General features: G+C 62.8%; 16 protein-coding genes. 9 read left to right on the top strand and 7 right to left on the bottom strand.

The window, feature by feature from the left end; translation table 11 throughout:
- Positions 1–21: 21 nt before the first annotated feature.
- Positions 22–1,188 carry a radical SAM family heme chaperone HemW gene (gene hemW, locus FHR23_RS02275; RefSeq protein WP_184001296.1) on the bottom strand — a complete coding sequence of 389 codons (1,167 nt, stop codon included), beginning with the start codon at positions 1,186–1,188 and terminating at the stop codon, positions 22–24.
- Positions 1,189–1,212: 24 nt separating this feature from the next.
- Here hemW and FHR23_RS02270 point away from each other — a divergent pair, with 24 nt between their 5' ends.
- Positions 1,213–1,785 carry a CAP domain-containing protein gene (locus tag FHR23_RS02270; RefSeq protein ID WP_343042950.1) on the top strand — a complete coding sequence of 191 codons (573 nt, stop codon included), beginning with the start codon at positions 1,213–1,215 and terminating at the stop codon, positions 1,783–1,785.
- Between the two features lie 130 nt (positions 1,786–1,915).
- On the opposite strand, the gene rdgB is transcribed toward FHR23_RS02270, so the two are convergent.
- The gene (gene rdgB / locus FHR23_RS02265) at positions 1,916–2,566 is read right to left on the bottom strand and encodes an RdgB/HAM1 family non-canonical purine NTP pyrophosphatase (RefSeq protein ID WP_184001295.1); all 651 of its coding nucleotides are present in this window, start codon (positions 2,564–2,566) and stop codon (positions 1,916–1,918) included.
- Positions 2,563–3,279, bottom strand: coding sequence for a ribonuclease PH (gene rph / locus FHR23_RS02260; RefSeq protein WP_184001294.1), 717 nt, complete (start codon positions 3,277–3,279; stop codon positions 2,563–2,565). The genes rdgB and rph overlap by 4 nt, the downstream gene beginning before the upstream one ends.
- Positions 3,280–3,422: 143 nt before the next feature.
- Between rph and hrcA the strand changes: the two genes are divergently transcribed.
- From hrcA to FHR23_RS02245, 3 genes are read left to right on the top strand one after another with little or no spacing between them, the layout of a single operon-like run.
- Entirely contained in the window at positions 3,423–4,466 is a 1,044-nt protein-coding gene (hrcA, locus tag FHR23_RS02255) for a heat-inducible transcriptional repressor HrcA (RefSeq protein WP_184002132.1), read from the top strand.
- Between the two features lie 32 nt (positions 4,467–4,498).
- Entirely contained in the window at positions 4,499–5,080 is a 582-nt protein-coding gene (gene grpE, locus FHR23_RS02250; protein WP_184001293.1) for a nucleotide exchange factor GrpE, read from the top strand.
- Positions 5,081–5,125: 45 nt separating this feature from the next.
- A complete protein-coding gene (locus FHR23_RS02245) occupies positions 5,126–7,873 on the top strand; it encodes a [protein-PII] uridylyltransferase (protein WP_184002131.1) in 2,748 nt (915 codons plus the stop codon).
- Positions 7,874–7,884: 11 nt separating this feature from the next.
- On the opposite strand, the gene FHR23_RS02240 is transcribed toward FHR23_RS02245, so the two are convergent.
- Positions 7,885–9,771: a cation:proton antiporter gene (locus tag FHR23_RS02240; protein WP_184001292.1), complete on the bottom strand. Its 1,887-nt coding sequence runs from the start codon at positions 9,769–9,771 to the stop codon at positions 7,885–7,887.
- 95 nt (positions 9,772–9,866) lie between these two features.
- Here FHR23_RS02240 and FHR23_RS02235 point away from each other — a divergent pair, with 95 nt between their 5' ends.
- Both FHR23_RS02235 and FHR23_RS02230 read left to right on the top strand, forming a co-directional pair.
- Complete coding sequence (locus FHR23_RS02235) at positions 9,867–10,253, top strand: VOC family protein (RefSeq protein ID WP_184001291.1); 387 nt, start codon at positions 9,867–9,869, stop codon at positions 10,251–10,253.
- A gap of 57 nt (positions 10,254–10,310) precedes the next feature.
- Positions 10,311–12,152 carry an AsmA family protein gene (locus FHR23_RS02230; protein WP_184001290.1) on the top strand — a complete coding sequence of 614 codons (1,842 nt, stop codon included), beginning with the start codon at positions 10,311–10,313 and terminating at the stop codon, positions 12,150–12,152.
- 9 nt (positions 12,153–12,161) lie between these two features.
- Here FHR23_RS02230 and pth read toward each other — a convergent pair whose 3' ends face one another.
- Entirely contained in the window at positions 12,162–12,737 is a 576-nt protein-coding gene (gene pth, locus FHR23_RS02225; protein ID WP_184001289.1) for an aminoacyl-tRNA hydrolase, read from the bottom strand.
- Positions 12,738–12,848: 111 nt separating this feature from the next.
- A complete protein-coding gene (locus FHR23_RS02220; RefSeq protein ID WP_184001288.1) occupies positions 12,849–13,505 on the bottom strand; it encodes a 50S ribosomal protein L25/general stress protein Ctc in 657 nt (218 codons plus the stop codon).
- A 156-nt stretch (positions 13,506–13,661) separates the two neighbouring features.
- On the opposite strand from FHR23_RS02220, the gene FHR23_RS02215 reads away from it, so the two are divergent.
- The gene (locus tag FHR23_RS02215) at positions 13,662–14,315 is read left to right on the top strand and encodes a GNAT family N-acetyltransferase (RefSeq protein ID WP_184001287.1); all 654 of its coding nucleotides are present in this window, start codon (positions 13,662–13,664) and stop codon (positions 14,313–14,315) included.
- A gap of 2 nt (positions 14,316–14,317) precedes the next feature.
- On the opposite strand, the gene FHR23_RS02210 is transcribed toward FHR23_RS02215, so the two are convergent.
- The gene (locus FHR23_RS02210; RefSeq protein WP_184001286.1) at positions 14,318–15,199 is read right to left on the bottom strand and encodes a TraB/GumN family protein; all 882 of its coding nucleotides are present in this window, start codon (positions 15,197–15,199) and stop codon (positions 14,318–14,320) included.
- Positions 15,200–15,361: 162 nt separating this feature from the next.
- Between FHR23_RS02210 and FHR23_RS02205 the strand changes: the two genes are divergently transcribed.
- Positions 15,362–16,228, top strand: coding sequence for a glycine--tRNA ligase subunit alpha (locus FHR23_RS02205; RefSeq protein ID WP_184002129.1), 867 nt, complete (start codon positions 15,362–15,364; stop codon positions 16,226–16,228).
- Entirely contained in the window at positions 16,225–18,744 is a 2,520-nt protein-coding gene (locus tag FHR23_RS02200) for a glycine--tRNA ligase subunit beta (protein WP_184002130.1), read from the top strand. Before FHR23_RS02205 ends, FHR23_RS02200 begins: the two co-directional genes overlap by 4 nt.
- Positions 18,745–18,791: the final 47 nt, after the last annotated feature.

Here is an 18,791-nt window from a genome sequence, read left to right as displayed (position 1 = left end):
CCCCCCGATTTCCCGCGGCGGTTAGGTAAGGGCGTTTTCTCGCACGATGGTGCGCAGTACCGCGTCGAGCACGGGCATTCCGGCATCGGTGACGCATAGCCGCTCGCTGTCCAGCGCGACCAGTCCTTCGTCTTCCAGCACCGCAATCCCCTTATGGTCGAGAAACGTATCGGCAGGCGCTTCGCCCAGCGCTGCGATACGCGTCAGCGGCACGCCCTCGTCGAGGCGCAGACCCATCAGCAGTGCCTCGACGGCACGCGTTTCCGCGCTGAGCGGCGTTTCTTCGCGGATGCCATGGCCGTTGCGCGCCATCGCCGCCAGCCAGTTTTCCGGCTTTTTATGTCGCACGGTCGCCAGTCCGCCGCGCCTGCCATGCGCGCCGGGGCCGACTCCCGCATAGTCGCCATAGCGCCAATAGGTCAGATTGTGGCGGCTCGCTTCGCCGGGACGGGCATGGTTCGAAATCTCATAGGCGGGCAGGCCGGCCTCGGCGGTCAGGCTGCGCGTCGCGGCGAACAGGTCAGCGGCGTCATCGCCCTCGGGCAGCGTCAGTTCCCCCTTTGCCGCGAGCGTGGCGAAGCGCGTGCCCGGCTCGATGGTGAGCTGGTAGAGCGACAGATGCCCGGTGCCGAACCCCAGCGCACGCGTCAGCTCCGCCTCCCACGCGGCGAGCGTCTGGCCGGGGCGGGCATAGATCAGATCGAAGCTGACGCGTGCGAACGCCCGCTGTGCGGTATCGAGTGCCGCCAGCCCCTCGGCCACATCATGTGCACGGCCCAGAAAGCGCAACGCATCGTCGTCCAGCGCCTGTAACCCCAGCGATACGCGGTTGACGCCCCCTGCCGCCAGATCGGTAAAGCGTGCCGTCTCGACCGAGGACGGATTGGCCTCCAGTGTGATCTCGATTTCGTCGGTGAAGCCCCAGTGTCGCTCCGCCGCCTCAAGCAATGCCGCAACCGTCGCGGGCGGCATCAGCGAGGGCGTGCCGCCACCGAAAAAGATCGATCCCAGCCGCCGGTCCGGCAGCAAGGAGGCCTCGTGCGCCATGTCGGCGAGCAGCGCGTCGCGCCACGCCGCCTGATCGACACTTTCGCGGACATGGCTGTTGAAATCGCAATAGGGACATTTGGAAACGCAAAACGGCCAGTGGATATAAAGCGCCAGCGGCTGCGTTCGGTCGGCATTCATGGAAAGCGCGATAGGGTTTTGTGCGTGTCGAAGCAAAAGATACTATGGATGGGTGCCATATTCCTGCTGACCGGTTGCATCCCGCAGGGACAGGAGAAGGCGCCGACGGTGGTCGAGCCGCGCGCCTTTGCCGGCGATGCCCCGCGCGGAGAGGCCTTGCTGAAACAGGCGATGCTGACCGTGCAAAATCGCGCTCGCGCGGCGGTGGGCGAACAGCCGCTGGAGTGGGACGACGGGCTTGCTGCGGACGCGCAACGCTATGCCGACGAACTGGCGCACACGGAAATATACGAACATTCCGATCCGGCAACGCGCGGGCCGCAGCCCGAAGGCGAGAATTTGTTCAAGGGCACGCGCAGTGCCTATCGCTACACTGAAATGGCGCAGCTCTGGGTCGATGAGAAACGCTATTTCCGCAACGGTCCTGCACCGGATTTTTCCACCACCGGTAACTGGCGCGAAGTGGCGCACTATACGCAGATCATCTGGGCGAACACGAAACGGATGGGCTGCGCAATGGCGAGCAGCCGCACCCAGGATTATCTCGTTTGCCGCTACACCCCGCCCGGTAATGTCGTCGGGCAAAAGGCGTATTAAGGCCGATCGCCTGTTAATTTCTCGTCATTGCGAGCGGCGAAGCCGCGCGGTAATCCAATTGCGGCATGGATTGCTTCGCCTCGCTGGCGCGAAACTCGCAATGACGGGATGGCGTGGTGGTGGCGTGAACTCAGAATACCGCTGCGACAAGCTGGCGAAAGGCATCGGCGCGGTGGCTGATGGCGTGTTTTTTCGCCGGGTCCATTTCGCCGAAGGTTTCGCTTTCGCCCTCGGGAACGAAGACGGGATCGTAGCCGAAACCGCGTTTGCCGCGCGGCGGCCAGACCAGATGGCCTTCAGCGCGCCCTTCGAACCATTCGACATGCCCGTCGGGCCATGCCAGCGCCAGAGTGCAGGCGAAATGCGCCGAACGGCTGACATCCGCACCCTGTTCGGCAAGTTTGCCCTCAACCTTGCCCATGGCAAGATACCAGTCGCGTCCCGGTGGTCCTTCGCGCGGCTGCCGTTCCGCCCAGTCGGCGGTATAGACGCCCGGCGCACCGTTCAGTGCCTCGACGCACAGCCCGCTGTCATCGGCCAGCGCGGGCAGGCCCGACAGGTCGGCCGCCTGCATCGCCTTCAGTTCGGCGTTTGCGACAAAGGTCGTGCCGTTTTCAACAGGCTCCGGCAGGTCGAGTTCCGCCGCCGACACCGGTTCGATGCCATAGGGGGCGAGCAGTTCGCGAATTTCCGCGACCTTGCCCTCATTATGGCTGGCAATCACCAGCTTGCCGGGGGTTAGCTTGCGGATCGCCTGCGGGGTGTCGCCTTCGCCGCTCATTTCCCGAGCGCCTTGCGCTGCGCGGCGAAGATGTCGTTACAGCCGATGCGGGCAAGGCGGAGCAGGCGCAGCAGCCCTTCCTCGTCATAGGTCGCGCCTTCGGCCGTTGCCTGCGCCTCGGCAATGTTGCCGTCGGAAAGCAGCACGAAATTGGCGTCGGCGTCGGCATTCGAATCCTCGTCATAATCGAGGTCGAGGACCGGCGTACCCTGATAGATGCCACAGCTTATGGCCGCGACCTGCTGCGTGATCGGATCGGCCGTCAGCTTACCCTCGGCCATCAGCTTGTCGACGGCCATGCGCAGCGCCACCCATGCGCCGGAAATCGACGCGGTGCGGGTGCCGCCATCGGCCTGAATCACGTCGCAGTCGAGCGTGATCTGCCGCTCGCCGAGTAGCTTCAGATCGGTCACGGCGCGTAAGGAGCGTCCGATCAGCCGCTGGATTTCCTGCGTACGGCCGGACTGCTTGCCCCTTGCAGCTTCGCGATTGCCGCGGGTGTGGGTAGCGCGCGGCAGCATGCCATATTCCGCCGTTACCCAGCCTTCCCCCTTGCCGCGAAGCCAGGGCGGCAGCCGATCCTCGACGCTGGCGGTCACCAGCACGCGGGTGTCGCCAAAGGAGATCAGCACCGATCCCTCGGCATGGCGGGTGAAATTCGGTTCGATGGTGATGGTGCGCATTGCGTCGGGCGCGCGGCCGGATGGGCGCATGATGATTTTCTCCTTCGTGTTGACCGGGCACCTAACGCCGTGAACGCCAACGCGCCAGTGGCAAGCGATGTTGCATGAAGGATTAAAGGGGAAGGACAGCAAAGCCGTTGAGCGATGGCGTAACGATACCTAAATTGGCGGCGATGAACATTCCGCCGATCCTTGAACTGACTGACCGCGCCCGCGATGTGTTTCGCATCACGGTCGAATCCTATCTCGATTCGGGGCAGCCGGTGGGATCGCGCACGATCGCCAAGATTTCCGGTCTCAATCTCTCGCCCGCCTCGATCCGCAACGTGATGCAGGATCTGGAGGAAATGGGTCTGCTCGCCGCGCCGCATACCAGTGCGGGGCGAATGCCGACCGATGTCGGGCTGCGCCTGTTCGTCGACGGGATGATGCAGGCGCTGGAGCCGAGTGCGGAGGAACGCGCGGCGATCGAACAGCGCGCAGGAGCGGCCGGGTCGATCGAAGAGGCGCTGGCCAACACCACCGCCGCGCTGTCGGGTCTTTCGGCTTGTGCAGGCATGGTGATGGTGCCCAAGCGAGAGCCGGTGCTGCGCCAGTTCAGTTTTGTGCCGCTGTCGCAGGATAAGGCGCTGGCCGTGCTGGTGGGCGATGACGGGTCGATCGAAAACCGGGTGGTCGACATGCCGTCCGGCATGGGACCATCAGCGCTGGTCGAGGCGGGCAATTATCTGACCGCGCGTTTGAACGGCGTGACCCTGGCCGAAGCACGAAGCCGGATCGAACGCGAAATCGCCGCCGAACGTGCTGCGCTGGATAGTGCCGCACGCACATTGGTCGAACGCGGTATTGCGATGTGGAGCGAGGATGGTGAACACCGACCGGTACTGATCGTGCGCGGGCAGGCGCGGTTGCTCGACGAGGCGGCGACCGACGATCTGGACCGTGTGCGCCAGTTGCTCGACGAGCTGGAGGGCAAGCGTGAGATCGCGCGTCTGCTCGACAGTGCGCGTGAAGGCGATGCGACGCGCATCTTTATCGGATCGGAAAACAAACTATTTGCATTGTCGGGCTCCTCCGTGATCGCCCAGCCGGTCCGCGCGATGGACGGACGGGTGGTCGGCGTAGTGGGGGTAATCGGTCCGACACGGTTGAACTATGCGCGGGTTGTGCCAATGGTGGACTTCACCGCCACAACCGTGGCGCGGCTGCTCGGCTGAACGAAATTCCAGACACTAAGAACGGTAATAGCATGAACGAAGACGACAAGATCGCCGGACAAGCGACGAACGAGGCAGAAACCCTGCGCGAGGAAACCGCAAGCGAAGCCCCCGAAGTGGCCGAGCATGATGCGGTTGCCGAAGAGCTGGCGCGGCTGCGCTCCGATCTGGAAGCGCAGAAGCAGGAAGTGCTCTATGCGCGCGCCGATACGCAGAATGTTCGCCGCCGCGCCGAAAAGGAAGTGGCGGATGCACGCGCCTATGCGGTGACGCAGTTTGCGCGCGATATCCTGTCGGTGTCCGACAACCTGATCCGCGCGCTGTCCGCAATCCCGCAGGACATGCGCGAGGACGCGAAGTTCAAGGGGCTGGTTACTGGGCTGGAGGCGACGGGCCGCGAACTGGAAACCGTCTTCACCCGTCACGGCATCGTCAAGGTGGAGGCGCAGGGCCAGCCCCTCGACCCCAACCGGCATCAGGCGATGATGGAAGTGCCGAGTGCGGATGCCGAACCCGGCACGATCGTGCAGGAAATCCAGAGCGGCTATATGCTGAACGACCGCCTGTTGCGTCCCGCGCTGGTGGGCGTCGCCAAAAAGCCCGACGGAGCCTGATCCATCCCGGTGAGGCGCGACCCGTCCCTGTCCAAACCGGCGACCATGTCGGACCGGATCAATGCGATTCCCCGGCGCAGGGGGATTATCGATCGTCGCGCATTGAGCGATCAACTGACGGCGCTGCCCGAAGCTCCGTCAGCCGAATTGCGTCAGGCGGCGACCGCGATCCTGAAAAAGGCGCTGGCCGAGGGCAGGGCGGAGATCGAGCGACGGTTCATGGAACATCCGTCGGCGGGGCTGTCCACCGCCGCGTCGGGGGCGTTCCTGATCGACCAGATTCTGCGCCTGTTATGGGATTTCACGCTGCAACGGCTGTATCCCAACAACAACCCGACCGCCGCCGAACGGATGACGCTGATCGCGGTCGGTGGTTATGGCCGGGGAGAGATGGCGCCGCATTCGGATGTCGATATCGGCTTTCTGACCCCGTGGAAGCAGACTGCATGGTCCGAACAGGTCATCGAATCCATGCTCTATGCGCTGTGGGATCTGGGGCTGAAGATCGGCCATTCCTCACGCTCGCTGGATGAAATGGTGCGTCAGGCGAAATCGGATGTCACGATCCGCACCGCGCTGCTGGAAGCGCGCTATGTCTGGGGCGATACCGAGCTGTATGACGAGGCGGCGCATCGTTTTCGCACCGATGTACAGGCCGACACCGCGCGTCAGTTCATCGCCGACAAGCTGGAGGAGCGCGAGGTACGGCACCAGAAGATGGGCGACAGCCGCTATGTCGTCGAACCCAATGTGAAAGAGGGCAAGGGGGGGCTGCGCGACCTGCAGACGCTCTTCTGGATCGGCAAATATGCTTATAATGTCCGCCGTGCCGCCGATCTGGTGGAAACCGGGCTGTTCGACGCACACGAATATCGCCAGTTCAACCGCGCGGAAAATTTCCTCTGGGCGGTGCGCTGCCACCTGCACCTGATTACCGGGCGTGCCGAGGAACGGCTGACCTTTGACGTCCAGCGCGAGATTGCCGAGCGGATGCGCTATGCTGACCGGCCCGGCAAGTCGAAGGTCGAGCGGTTCATGCAGTTCTATTTCCTGCAGGCGAAGCGTGTCGGCGATCTGACCGGTATCTTTCTGGCGCATCTCGACGAGAAATATGCGGCGCGCGGGCGGCGGTTCGGCCTGCCGCGTCTGCGCCGAAAGCCCCGCAAGCTGAAAGGGTTTGTGCTCGATCGTGGGCGACTTGCGCTCCCATCGGACGATTATTTCGCGCAAAAGCCCATTCGGCTGATCGAAATCTTTGCGCTGGCGGAACAGCACGGGCTGGAAATTCACCCCCTGGCGATGCGCGCTGCTTCCCGCGATGCCAAGCTGGTCGACGATGTGCGGGACAACAAACGCGCCAATGCGCTGTTTCTCGATATCCTCGCATCGAAGAACGACCCCGAAACCGTGTTGCGCTGGATGAACGAAGCGGGTGTGTTCGGCCGGTTCATGCCTGATTTCGGCCGCGTCGTCGCGCAGATGCAGTTCGACATGTACCACCATTATACGGTGGATGAGCATACGATCCGTGCCATCGGGCTGCTCAGCAGGATCGAACGCGGCGAATTGAAGGAGGACCATCCGCTCGCCAGCGGGTTGTTCGACAAGATCGTGCAGCGCCGCGCGCTCTATGTCGCGGTATTGTTGCACGATATCGCCAAGGGGCGTGGCGGCGATCACTCGGTTCTGGGGGCGGAGGTGGCGGAGCGGCTGTGCCCGCGACTTGGCCTCACGGCCGCAGAGACCGAAACCGTCGCCTGGCTGGTGCGCTATCACCTGCTGATGTCGGCGACCGCGTTCAAGCGCGATCTGGCCGATTTCAAGACGATCCTGGATTTCGCCGAACAGGTGCAAAGCCCGCAGCGGCTGATGATGCTGCTGGTGCTGACCATCGTCGATATCCGGGCGGTGGGTCCCGGCGTGTGGAACGGCTGGAAACGGCAGTTGCTCGGCACGCTATACGAATCGGCCGAAGAGGTGCTGCGCCTCGGCCACAAGCAAAAGGGACGCGGCGAGCGGATCGCTGCCAAGCAGGAGGAACTGGGCGCGTTGCTCGGTCTGGATGGCGACCGCCTGCGTCACTGGTGCCGGGTGCTGCCCGACAGCTACTGGATTGCCGAGGATGTCGAGGTGATCGCAGGCAATATCCGGATGCTGGATGCCGCCGAAGACGCGCCTCTGGCCATCGACGCAGTGGTGCAGGACGATAATGACGCCACGCTGGTAACGGTGGCGGCGGCCGACCATCCCGGCCTGTTCTATCGCATCGCCGGCGCGATCCATGCGGCGGGCGGCAACATCATCGACGCGCGTATCCACACGACACGTGAGGGCAGGGCGCTGGACAATTTTCTGGTGCAGGACCCGCTGGGCGGCACGTTCGACGATGCCGGGCAACTGGAGCGTCTGAAACAGGCGATTACCGAAGCGCTGACCAACCGGGCAAAGATGACGGAGCGACTGCGCCGCAAGCCCCTGCCGCGGCTGCGTGCCGAGGCGTTCGACATTACCGCCAACGTCCTGATCGACAATCGCGCCTCGAACCGGTTCACGGTGATCGAGGTCAATGCCCGCGATCGTCCGGCGCTGCTCAATGCGCTGGCGCAGGCACTGTTCGAATCGAAGGTGACGCTGCATTCGGCGCACATCGCCACCTATGGCGAACGCGCGGTCGATACTTTTTACGTCACCGACCTGCTGAACGACAAGATCGTCAATAGCGGGCGGTTGAAGGCGTTGGAGCGGCGTCTGGCCAAGGCTGCCGATAAGCCGGATGTGCAGGCAGCGGCGTAACTTGCGCAGCGTTATTGTTGTTCCGTGTCTCGTTCTTCCTGTTCCGCCCTGGCATCGGCGGTTGCCTTCGCGGCTTTAGCCTCGCTGGCGCGCGCTTCGTTGCGGGCGGCCTTCTCCGCTTCGGGTTCGGGTGGCAGAAAGCTGATGATCTGATCATCTTCCTCGACAAAGGGCTTTTGTCCGGCGGAAAAGAATTCCAGTTCCCCATCCTCTCGGCGTACCGCCACCGGCTCGCCTCCTTCCGGCAACCGCTCGCGATAGTCGGAAAAGCTGAATTTCTCAGTGATGCGCGTGCGCCCGAAACTCCAGCCTTCCGACATCAGGCGTTGCAGGTCGTCGATGGAGCGGCGGCTTTCCAGCAATACGCGCCCGCGTGAGGGCACACCGCCGCGCCGCACCTCTCCCGGTGCCGTCTGGATCATCCGTTCGAATCCCATTTCGGGGCCGAGATCGGCGCAGACCAGCGCGTTATAGGCATCGTTGTCGGAAGCGGCGAGCATCTGCTGAAACTGGCCCATGTCGATATGATCCTGCGTCACCTCGTCGAGAATATCGCCGCGATAGACCGCCAGTTCCTGTCGCCGCGGCCGCCGCAACGCATAGGTGGAGGTGTCGGCGATCGTGACGGGGTAGCCCATATCCTTCAGATAGACGCCCAGCGCGGTCGTCCAGTCGTTTGCACCGACGATCAGCACGCCTTCGCCCTTGCCGCGGTCGATGCCCAGCCGTTTCGATACCCATTTGGCGGAAAAACCGTGCGCGAGAATGGTGACGATGACGACACCGAAACTCAGCGGTACCAGCGCATCGGCGTCGGGAATGCCATACTGGCTAAGCCGGATCGCGAACAGGCCGGTGATCGCCACCGCGACGATACCGCGCGGCGCGATCCAGGCGATGAACAACCGCTCACGCCAGGGCATGCTCGACCCCAGCAGGCTGACCAGCACCGTCACCGGGCGGACCACGAACAGCAGCAGGATGAGGAAGATCACGAAGCGTGCGCGGAACGCCTCCAGCGTATGCCAGTCGAGCGACGCCGACAGGATGACGAACACGCCGGAGATCAGCAGGACGGTCAGATCCTCCTTGAACCGGCGCAGCAGATGCGTGGAGTGGATCGGGCGGTTGGCCATCACCACGCCCATCAGCGTGACGGTGACGAGGCCGGTTTCATGCTTGATGATATCGGCAACAACGAAGCCGGCGATTACCGTAATCAGCAGCACCGGGGATTTCAGGAATTCGGGCACATAACCACGCGGAAACAGCCAGGTGACGGCAAAGCCCAGCGCCACGCCGATCACGCCCGCCGCTACGGTTGCAATGCCGATGTCGAAGGCGACCGGCCCGATGCCGGTGTCCGGGCCGAGATAGGTGATATAGCCGAAGATCGCGACCGCGAGCAGCGCGCCGATGGGGTCGTTGACGATGCCTTCCCAGCGCAGCGTGTCGCTGACCCGCGGGGGCAGGCGCAGGGTACGCAGCATCGGGCCGATGACGGTCGGGCCCGTCACCACCAATATGCCGCCGAACAACAGGGAGACTTCCCAGCCCAGCCCGGCGCCGTATCGCGCCGCCAATGCGCCGAGCGCCCAGCCGATCGGTACGCCGAAGATGACAAGGCGCAGAACGGGCCATCCGGCGTGGCGCAAATCCTTGAAATTCAGGCTCAACCCGCCTTCGAACAGGATGACGGCGACCGCCAGTTTGATGATCGGTTCCTGCAAATGGCCAAGGTCGCGTTCGGGCACGATAATCTGAAACACCGGCCCCGCCAGAATACCTGCGACCAGCATCAGCGCAATCGCCGGTCGCCCGGTACGCCAGGCGATCCACTGCGCACCAATGCCGATCACGCCGATCAGCGCCAGTTTGACGAGAAGCGAATCGATCATGCGTGTCGTCGGGTCACGAAAATGGCCATTAGGCGCGACAAGCCTTTGCGGTTATTATGCCCGACCAAGACTGGGGATGGACGAGGGGAAAGGCAATGGGTGTTCTCGGCATCGGCGGATTGTTCTTTCGTGCAAACGATCCTGAAACATTATCGCAATGGTATCAGGACCATCTGGGTGTCGGCGCGGGCTGCGTCGCGGAAGGCGCGGGCGACGTCAATGAATGGTGCTGGATGGCGCAGGGCGGCCCGGTCGTGTTTGCACCATTCCCATCCGACAGCGGCTATTTCGCCACCGACAAGGCATTCATGCTCAACCTGCGGGTCGAGGATATGGACGGGCTGCTGGAACAGCTAAACGCCGCCGGTATCGTCATTGAAACCCGTGAGGAATGGGACAGTCCCGAAACCGGCCGTTTCGCGCGCATCCATGATCCGGAGGGGAATCCGATCGAATTGTGGGAGGCCCCCGCAGAAAACTGACAGCGAAAGCATTTTGGCGGAACCTTCGTCGCGTCGGGTCGTCCATTCAGGATGGCAGTGTTTCAGTCCCGCCGCGTGCGTGCATTGGCTATCGCGGTAGCAGGACTGGTCCTGTTGATCCTGCTCGGCGTGGCGATGTTTCCCTTCGGACGATTCAGGGGTGAGATCGAAAATACGCTGAGCCGGTCTTTCAATAGCCCCGCCCGGATCGCCTCCATCCATCGGGAGCAGGTGTTTTCGTTCAGCCCCGTCGTAGACCTGACCGATGTGCGCGTGGCGCAGCCGGGCTGGGTAGGCAAGGGGATGCTGGCGACCATCCGGCACCTGCGCGTGCGGGTGCATCCGCTGTCGTTTCTGGTCGGTGATTTCCATGCCGAACTGGTGTCGGCACAGGGTGTGCGGCTCGATCTTGTGCGCAATGCACAGGGCCGGGAGAACTGGTCGGACCAGTCATCGGGAGGCGGTCTGGCGGACATGGCCGGTGTGGCCGTGCGGGATGCGGTCATTCGCTATCGCGACGCCAAACAGAAGCGGCAATTCCTTATCGCGGTGGCCATTGATCCGGATAAGGGACTGCTTGCAGAGGGACAGGGGCAGGTCAACGGCGCCGATGTGCACGTTTCTGCACGTGGCGGCGCTATGCGGTCGGGGCAGCGTTGGCCGTTCGACGCGCGGATGACCGGCGAGTTGCTCAATCTGCACGCGCATGGCAGCATGGCCGGGCCGCTGAAAATCGACGATATGCGATTTCACATGCGCGCGCGTGCCGACAATCTGAAGCGTGTCGACCGGGTAATCGAGGCAGGGCTGTTCGGTACGCAACCGGTCGATCTGAATGCCGATGTCGAGCGACAGCCCGATCGCTGGATCGTCGAAAAGCTGACCGGGAAGATCGGCAACAGCCCGCTTTCCGGCAAGGTCACCGCGCGCAAGGTGAGCGGGCGTACCGAACTGGACGGCGACGTGCATTTCACCCGGTTGAATTTCGACGATCTGGCCAGCGATGCGGGACTGGCGAAGGCACAGGCATTGAAGCAGGCAAATGGCGCGAAGCTGGTGCCCGATACCCGCGTCAATATGACGAAGATGGGCAAAACCGACGGACGCATCGCTTTTGATGTCGACCGGCTTGTCTCTTCCGACGGTTCCTCGGCATTGACCAGCATTCGCGGCGTTCTGTCGCTTGACCATCGTATCCTGACGGTCGAACCGCTGCATATCGGGCTGAAACACGGCGACATTACCGGCAAGGTGGTGGTGGATCAGCGTGGTGGACCGCCCAAGCCGAAGGTCACGCTTAACCTCTATCTGACCAACGGCACGATCACCGAACTGGCGGGCGGAGAAGCGAAGGACGTGGACGGCAGCGTGCAGGCGCGTATCCGCCTGACCGGTACGGGCAGCACGATTCGGGAAGCGGTGGGCAATGCCGATGGCAGTATCGGTGCGGTTGCGCGATCGGGATCGATGCCCACCAAGATTGCCGCGCTGATCGGTTTCGATATCGGCAAGAAGATTCTGACGGGCGATGATGACCGGTCGGCATTGCGATGCGCGGCGGTGCGGCTGAAGATGCATAATGGGCTGGGTACGGTCGATCCGCTGGTGATCGACACCGGGATCAGCCAGTCGCGCGGATCGGGGGCGGTGCGCTTTCCGACGGAGCAGATCAACGTCCGGCTGGCAGGTGCGCCCAAGGACAAGGGTGTGTTGCGCGTGCCGGGACTGGTGCAGTTCAATGGCACGATCCGTAATCCGCAAATCGTCGTGCCGCACAAGACCAAGTCGTTCGGCAATATTCTGAAAGCCGTCGGCAAGGCGATTTTCGGTAGCGACGATCCCTATGCGTCCGACGCCGATTGCGCAGCGCTCAGCCGTCTCGCCATCGGGCGCGACTGACCTTCTGGATCAGGCGGGCGGCTGCATCCGCAAGGCGACATCGTTCATGAAGCGCACATCGTCCTTCTTCGCCAGCCAGTCCGCCTCTGCCGCGATCGCACCCAGCAGGTCGCTCAGATCCTCGATCTCCGCCTTGGCATAATTGCCCAGCACATAGCCGTGCACCCGGTCCTTATGCCCCGGATGACCGATGCCGATGCGAACCCGGCGATAGTCCTGCCCGATATGCTGATCGGTCGAGCGCAGGCCATTATGTCCGGCCGCCCCGCCGCCGGTTTTCACCTTCACCTTGAACGGTGCGAGGTCGAGTTCGTCGTGAAAGACGGTGACGTCGCTTGTTTCCAGCTTGTAGAAATCCAGCGCCGCACGGATTGAACGCCCGCTGTCGTTCATAAAGGTGGCGGGTTTCAGCAGCACGATCTTTTCGCTGCCGATGCGCCCTTCCTGAGTCCAGCCCTGAAATTGCTTTTTCGCGGGGGAAAAATCATGCACTTCGGCAATGGCATCGACCGCCATGAAGCCGACATTATGCCGCTGCATCGCATGTCGCGGCCCCGGATTACCCAGTCCTGCCCAAAGCTGCATTGTCGCCTTTCCTTCACAAATGAAAACGGGGCCGGGAGGACGGTATGAGCACCGCCGTCACCGGCCCCGTGAACAGCATATCCCGGCGCAATCGCCCGGACGCTATCCGGCTTATTCTTCTGCGGTACCTTCTTCGGCAGCCGCTTCCGCTTCGCCCTCTTCACCATCCTTGGTGGTGTCGCCTTCGCTCGACTTGAGCGCGGACGGAGCAACCAGGGTGGCGATGGTGAAGTCGCGGTCGGTGACGGTCGGGCTGGCGCCGTCGGGCAGCTTCACATGCGAAATGTGAACCGAATCGCCGACATCGAGACCCTTGAGCGAAACTTCGATCTGGTCGGGGATGCTGGCGGCATCGACTTCCAGCTCCAGTTCGTGACGAACGACGTTCAGCACGCCACCGCGCTTGATGCCCGGTGCTTCCTCTTCCTCGACGAACACGACCGGCACGTTGACCGTAACCTTGGCATGTTCGGAGATGCGCAGGAAATCGACATGCATCGGACGATCGGTCACGACGTCGAACGCAACATCCTTGGGCAGGGTGCGCACGGGCTTGCCGTCGCCGGTGTCGATCATGATGACCGAGTTCATGAAATGCCCGGTGCCGAGCAGTTTCATCAGGGCGCGTTCCTCAACATGGACGCCCACAGGGTTCTTCTTGTTGCCGTACAGAACGGCGGGTACACGGCCTTCACGACGAAGCGCGCGGGAGGCTCCCTTGCCAACCCGGTCACGCGTCTCGGCGTTAAGCGTAAGCTGATCGCTCATGCTGATTTCTCCGAATGCGTATAAATGGTTTCAATGCTTTCCCGCCCACGCCTCCAGGGATGACCATGGCCGGAAAGAGCGCGCCTATAGGCGTCTGCGCGCGAATTAGCAAGGTTGAAGCTTTGCGTCGACGCGCAAGCTGCTAAAGGCGGCGCAATGACACATATGCACAGTGCGGTCGATCCCGACCTGTTTCACGGCTGGACAGTGGCACGGTCGGTGTCGCGCGCGCTGCCCGTACCGGTCGCCGATCATGGAGGCTGGCGGGTGGATACCAATTCGCCAGTCGAGTTTCGGCGCTATTTCTTTGCCGCACCCTCGCCGGAAATTACGGCGCTGGCCGACAGCATAGTGCAGCCGCGAATCTTTCTGAAACTCTGTGCCACGACGCAGGCGCTGGGCGAACTGACGGGGCCGCGCTGGACATTGATTCCCACCGGATACTGGATGACGCGCGATGAGGCACCGATCGGGCCGGGCATTCCGCCCGATGGCTTCATCCTGTCGCAACATCGCGATGGTGATGTCGTCAGCGTGACGGTGCATCACGAAGACGGCACGCTGGCGGCGAGCGGCTATGCGGCGGAAACCGCAGGCGTCTATGCCTATGACAGGATCGTCACCAATCCCGATTTTCGCCGTCTTGGGCTGGCGCGTGCGGTGATGGCGGAACTGGCGGCGGCGCGGCGGTCGCCCGATTCGCGTCATGTACTGGTCGCCAGTCAGGAGGGGCAGCCGCTTTATGCCAGCATGGGCTGGGCCACGGTATCGCCCTATGCGACCGCGGTGATCGAAAGCAGCGGAGACTGAACCTATTGCAGCCGCTGAACCGTTAGTCCGGCTGCACGTAATTGTGCGATCACCGATTGCGGACCCGCCAGATGGCCTGCGCCGACCGCGACGAACAGCGTTCCGGGTTGCGTCATGCGATGGCGAATCCAGCCGACCCAGCGGTGGTTGCGGTCGGTAAGGATGGCGCTGGAAAAATCCGGCGGCAGCGCACCCAGTTCGCGGTTCAGCGCCGCGCCGACTCCGATCACGTCGCCCCGGCCCCATGCCTGCACCGTCGCATCCATATTCGTGACCGCATCGGGTAGGCCCTGCGCAGCGCGTATCAGCATATATTTCTGCTGTGCTGGCGGCAGGGCCGCGAACAGGCCAAGCTGAAACCGCATCGTTTCCAGCCCCGAAACCGGCTTGCCCCGATGCTTTGCGGCATCGGCCAATATGGTTTCGGGTGCCGCGCTCAACCGATATCCCGCCTGTTCGAGCGGCTTCACGCCCAGCGCCTGCGATGCCAGCCATGGCCGGTCATTGTCGAGCGCGTCGGGGGGCATCCCCAGTTTCGCCATCGCCCCTTCATATATAGCAAGCTGTTGTTTCGACAGATGATCGCGCAGTTCCGGGCCGGGATATTCGCCCAGTTCCGCCACGATCCGCTGGGTCGCCAGCCGGTCGGGCGGCGGTACTTCCAGCACCAGCCGGTCGGAACGTGCAAAAGTATCCGCAATTTTGCCGCTGAACCAGACCTGTTCGGGGCGCAGGAAATGCACCGTACCGAACAGATAGATGGTGGTATCGGCATCGCGTACCGCCCACAGCGCCGGTCGCGCCAGCATTGCGTGCGGCGATGCGCCCAGCCCCATGATCAGAAAGGCGAGCAGCAACAGCAGGAATCTGGCGAACCGGGTCATCGCCTCTGCCTATCGCGCCCGATCCACAGTTGGGAAGCGGCAATGCGCGCTGCCATTGACCCGATGCCCCCCATGCGCCAAAGCGGCCAGCGTTTTCATACCGTTTTTTGCGACAGAGAGCCGAATCGAACCGTGGCCGAAACCGCCCCCAGCTTTCAACGCATGATCCTGACGCTCCATGACTATTGGAGTGCGCGGGGCTGCGTCATCCTGCAACCCTATGACATGGAAATGGGCGCGGGCACTTTTCACCCCGCCACCACGCTGCGCGCACTGGGGCCGGAGCCGTGGAACGCCGCGTTCGTTCAGCCGTGCCGCCGTCCGACCGATGGCCGCTATGGCGAAAACCCCAACCGGCTGCAGCATTACTACCAGTATCAGGTGATCCTGAAGCCAAGCCCGTCCGACTTGCAGGACCTCTATCTGGGCAGTCTCGCCGCGATCGGCATCGATTTTACCCGGCATGACATCCGCTTTGTCGAGGATGACTGGGAAAGCCCGACACTGGGCGCATGGGGGCTGGGCTGGGAGGTCTGGTGCGACGGCATGGAAGTCACCCAGTTTACCTATTTTCAGCAGATGGGCGGGTTCGACTGCAAACCGGTGGCGGGCGAGCTGACCTATGGCCTCGAACGCCTCGCCATGTATGTGCAGAATGTCGACAATGTGTACGATCTGGCGTTCAACGACAGCGGCGTGAGCTATGGCGACGTGTTCCTGGAGAATGAACGCCAGATGTCGACCTGGAATTTCGAGGTTGCGGATACCGAACGGTTGTTCGACCTGTTTCGGAAGGCGACCGCGGAGTGCGAGAACTGCCTGAATGCCGGACTGCCCATCGCCGCCTATGAACAGGCGATCAAGGCCAGCCACACCTTCAACCTGTTACAGGCGCGCGGCGTGATCTCGGTCGCCGAACGGCAGGCCTATATGGGCCGTGTGCGCGATCTGGCGAAGGGAAGCTGTCAGGCATTCATCGCGAAGAAGACGCCCGAATGGGAAGCGAAGTTTCCGGGGTGGACGGTATGAGCGATTTTCTTCTCGAACTGCGGTCGGAGGAAATTCCCGCACGGATGCAGGAACGCGCGCGCGCCGATCTGGAAAAGCTGTTCTCGGCCGAACTGGACAAGGCGGGGCTGAAGGCGGGTGCCGTCACCACCTATGCCACGCCGCGCCGGCTTGCGCTGATCGCGCGTGGCCTGCCCGACGCGACCGAGGCGGTGTCGGAGGAACTGAAAGGTCCGCCCGAAGGTGCGCCCGATGCCGCGATCGACGGCTTTTGCCGTAAGGCGGGTGTGGCACGCGACCAGCTTGAGGTGCGCGATGTAAAGGGCCGCGCGACCTATTTCGCAGTGTTCGATAAGCCGGGGCGTGCGACGGCGGACGTGCTGGCCGAGGCTGTTCCGGCGGTCGTCCATGCCTTTCCCTGGCCCAAATCGATGCGCTGGGGCGAAGCCTCGCTGTCGACCGAAAGCCTGCGCTGGGTGCGTCCGTTGCAGGGGATCGTCGCACTGTTCGGCGGCGATGTCGTGCCGTGCGAAGTTGCCGGCATTGCGAGCGGGGCGACGACGGTCGGCCATCGCTTTCACCATCCGCAACCGATCACCATCGGTTCGGCGGACGATTATGTCGAAAAGCTGCGCATGGCGCATGTCATCGTCGATGGCGCCGAACGCCGCGCGACAATTGCACTGGGCGCGAAAATGGCCGCGCAAAAGGCCGGGCTGACGCTGATCGAGGATGAAGGTCTGCTCTATGAAAATGCCGGGCTGACCGAATGGCCGGTGCCGCTGCTCGGTCGTTTCGACGAGGCGTTTCTGCAAGTCCCGCCCGAGGTGATCCAGCTCACCGCGCGCGTGAACCAGAAATATTTCGTGTGCCAATCCTCCCCGGAACGGGGAGGGGGACCGTCCGAAGGACGGGGGAGGGGGGCATCCCCGAACGCTGCGTCCGGCGGCACGCCCCCTCCGTCAGGCGCTGATGCGCCTGCCACCTCCCCGGGGCGGGGAGGATTAGCCAACGCCTTTATCTGCGTCGCCAATATCGATGCCGAGGATGGCGGGGAGAAGATCCTCGCGGGCAACCGCAAGGTGCTCGCGGCGCGCCTGTCCGATGCGAAATTCTTCTATGACACCGATCTGAAGACGAAGCTGAAGGATTGGCGTCCCAAGCTGGAAAAGATCGTCTTCCACGAAAAGCTGGGCACCGTCGCCGACAAGGTCGAGCGCGTCGCGAAGCTGGCACGCTGGCTGGTTGAATCCGATATCGTCACCCCAGCGAAAGCTGGGGTCGCTGGCGAAAGCGCGGGTCAAGAGCCGCAAGCGATGCCAGCTTCCGCTGGCATGACGAAAGAGGCGCTGGCCGATCTCGCCGAAAGCGCGGCGCGGTTGTGCAAGGCCGATCTCGTCACCGGCATGGTCGGCGAATTCCCCGAACTACAGGGGCTGATGGGCGGCTATTACGCGCTCGCCCAGGGCGAAGACCCGCGCGTCGCCGAAGCCATCCGCGACCATTACAAGCCGGTCGGGCAGGGCGATGACGTGCCCACCGCTCCCGTGACGGTGGCGGTGTCGCTGGCGGACAAGCTGGATACGATCTATAATTTCTTTGAGGTCGGCGAGGCTCCTACCGGCTCGAAAGATCCATTTGCCCTTCGACGCCAGGCCCTCGCTGTCATTTCGTTGTTAGTCGCAAATAACATCAGCACGAAACTTCGTTCCGCGCTCTTTCAATCAGGGCAAGAGCGCTTCAACCAGGTTATGGATCAAGCAGTCGCAAATCGACCGGAATTGAACAAATTTCTAGTTGAGGGACTGAGGGGTGAGCGGGTTGGAGACGACTGGATCGCTCGTCTCAAAGCGGCTTTAAATACCGATGTTGGGCCGGCCCAGTTGACGCTAGCTGATAACGGCATGACCGAGGTGGTCTCTGCATTCAAAATGCAGGATCACTGGCCGAAGTTGGCTCGTCGTCTACTGGCCTTCTTCGCCGACCGCCTCAAGGTGCAGCAGCGCGAGGCTGGCGTTCGGCATGACCTGATCGATGCGGTGTTTGCGCTTGGGGGTGAGGACGATCTCGTCCGCCTGCTCGCGCGGGTGAAGGCGTTGCAGGCGTTTATGGAGACGCCCGACGGGGCGAACCTGCTCGCCGGGTATAAGCGTGCGGCGAATATCCTCAAAAAAGAAAACGTCATCCCAGCGGAAGCTGGGATCGTGGGCGATGAAGGGGAACCAGAGTCGAGAGCGATGCCAGCTTCCGCCGGCATGACGGGTGCGGCGCTGTCCTACACGCCCGAACCGGCCGAGGCCGGTCTGATCGCGGCACTCGATGCTGCGGAGCCGCGCGCGCAGGCGGCGGTTGCGGCGGAGGATTTCGAAGGCGCGATGGCTGCGCTCGCCACGTTGCGCGCCCCGATCGATGCGTTTTTTGAGAGCGTTACCGTCAACGACAGCGATGCTGACAAACGGAGTAGCCGACTTGCGCTGCTTGCCCGGATGCGTGCCGCAGTGCACAATGTTGCCGATTTTTCACGGATCGAAGGATAGGGGCAGTACGTTCATCGTTCACTCAGGCCATTGAAGGCGCTTTGTTT

This window comes from Stakelama sediminis (assembly GCF_014199335.1).
Classification (GTDB): Bacteria; Pseudomonadota; Alphaproteobacteria; order Sphingomonadales; family Sphingomonadaceae; genus Sphingomonas; species Sphingomonas sediminis.
Note: the sequence above shows the minus strand (reverse complement) of the source record. Positions and strands in the feature narration are given on the sequence as shown.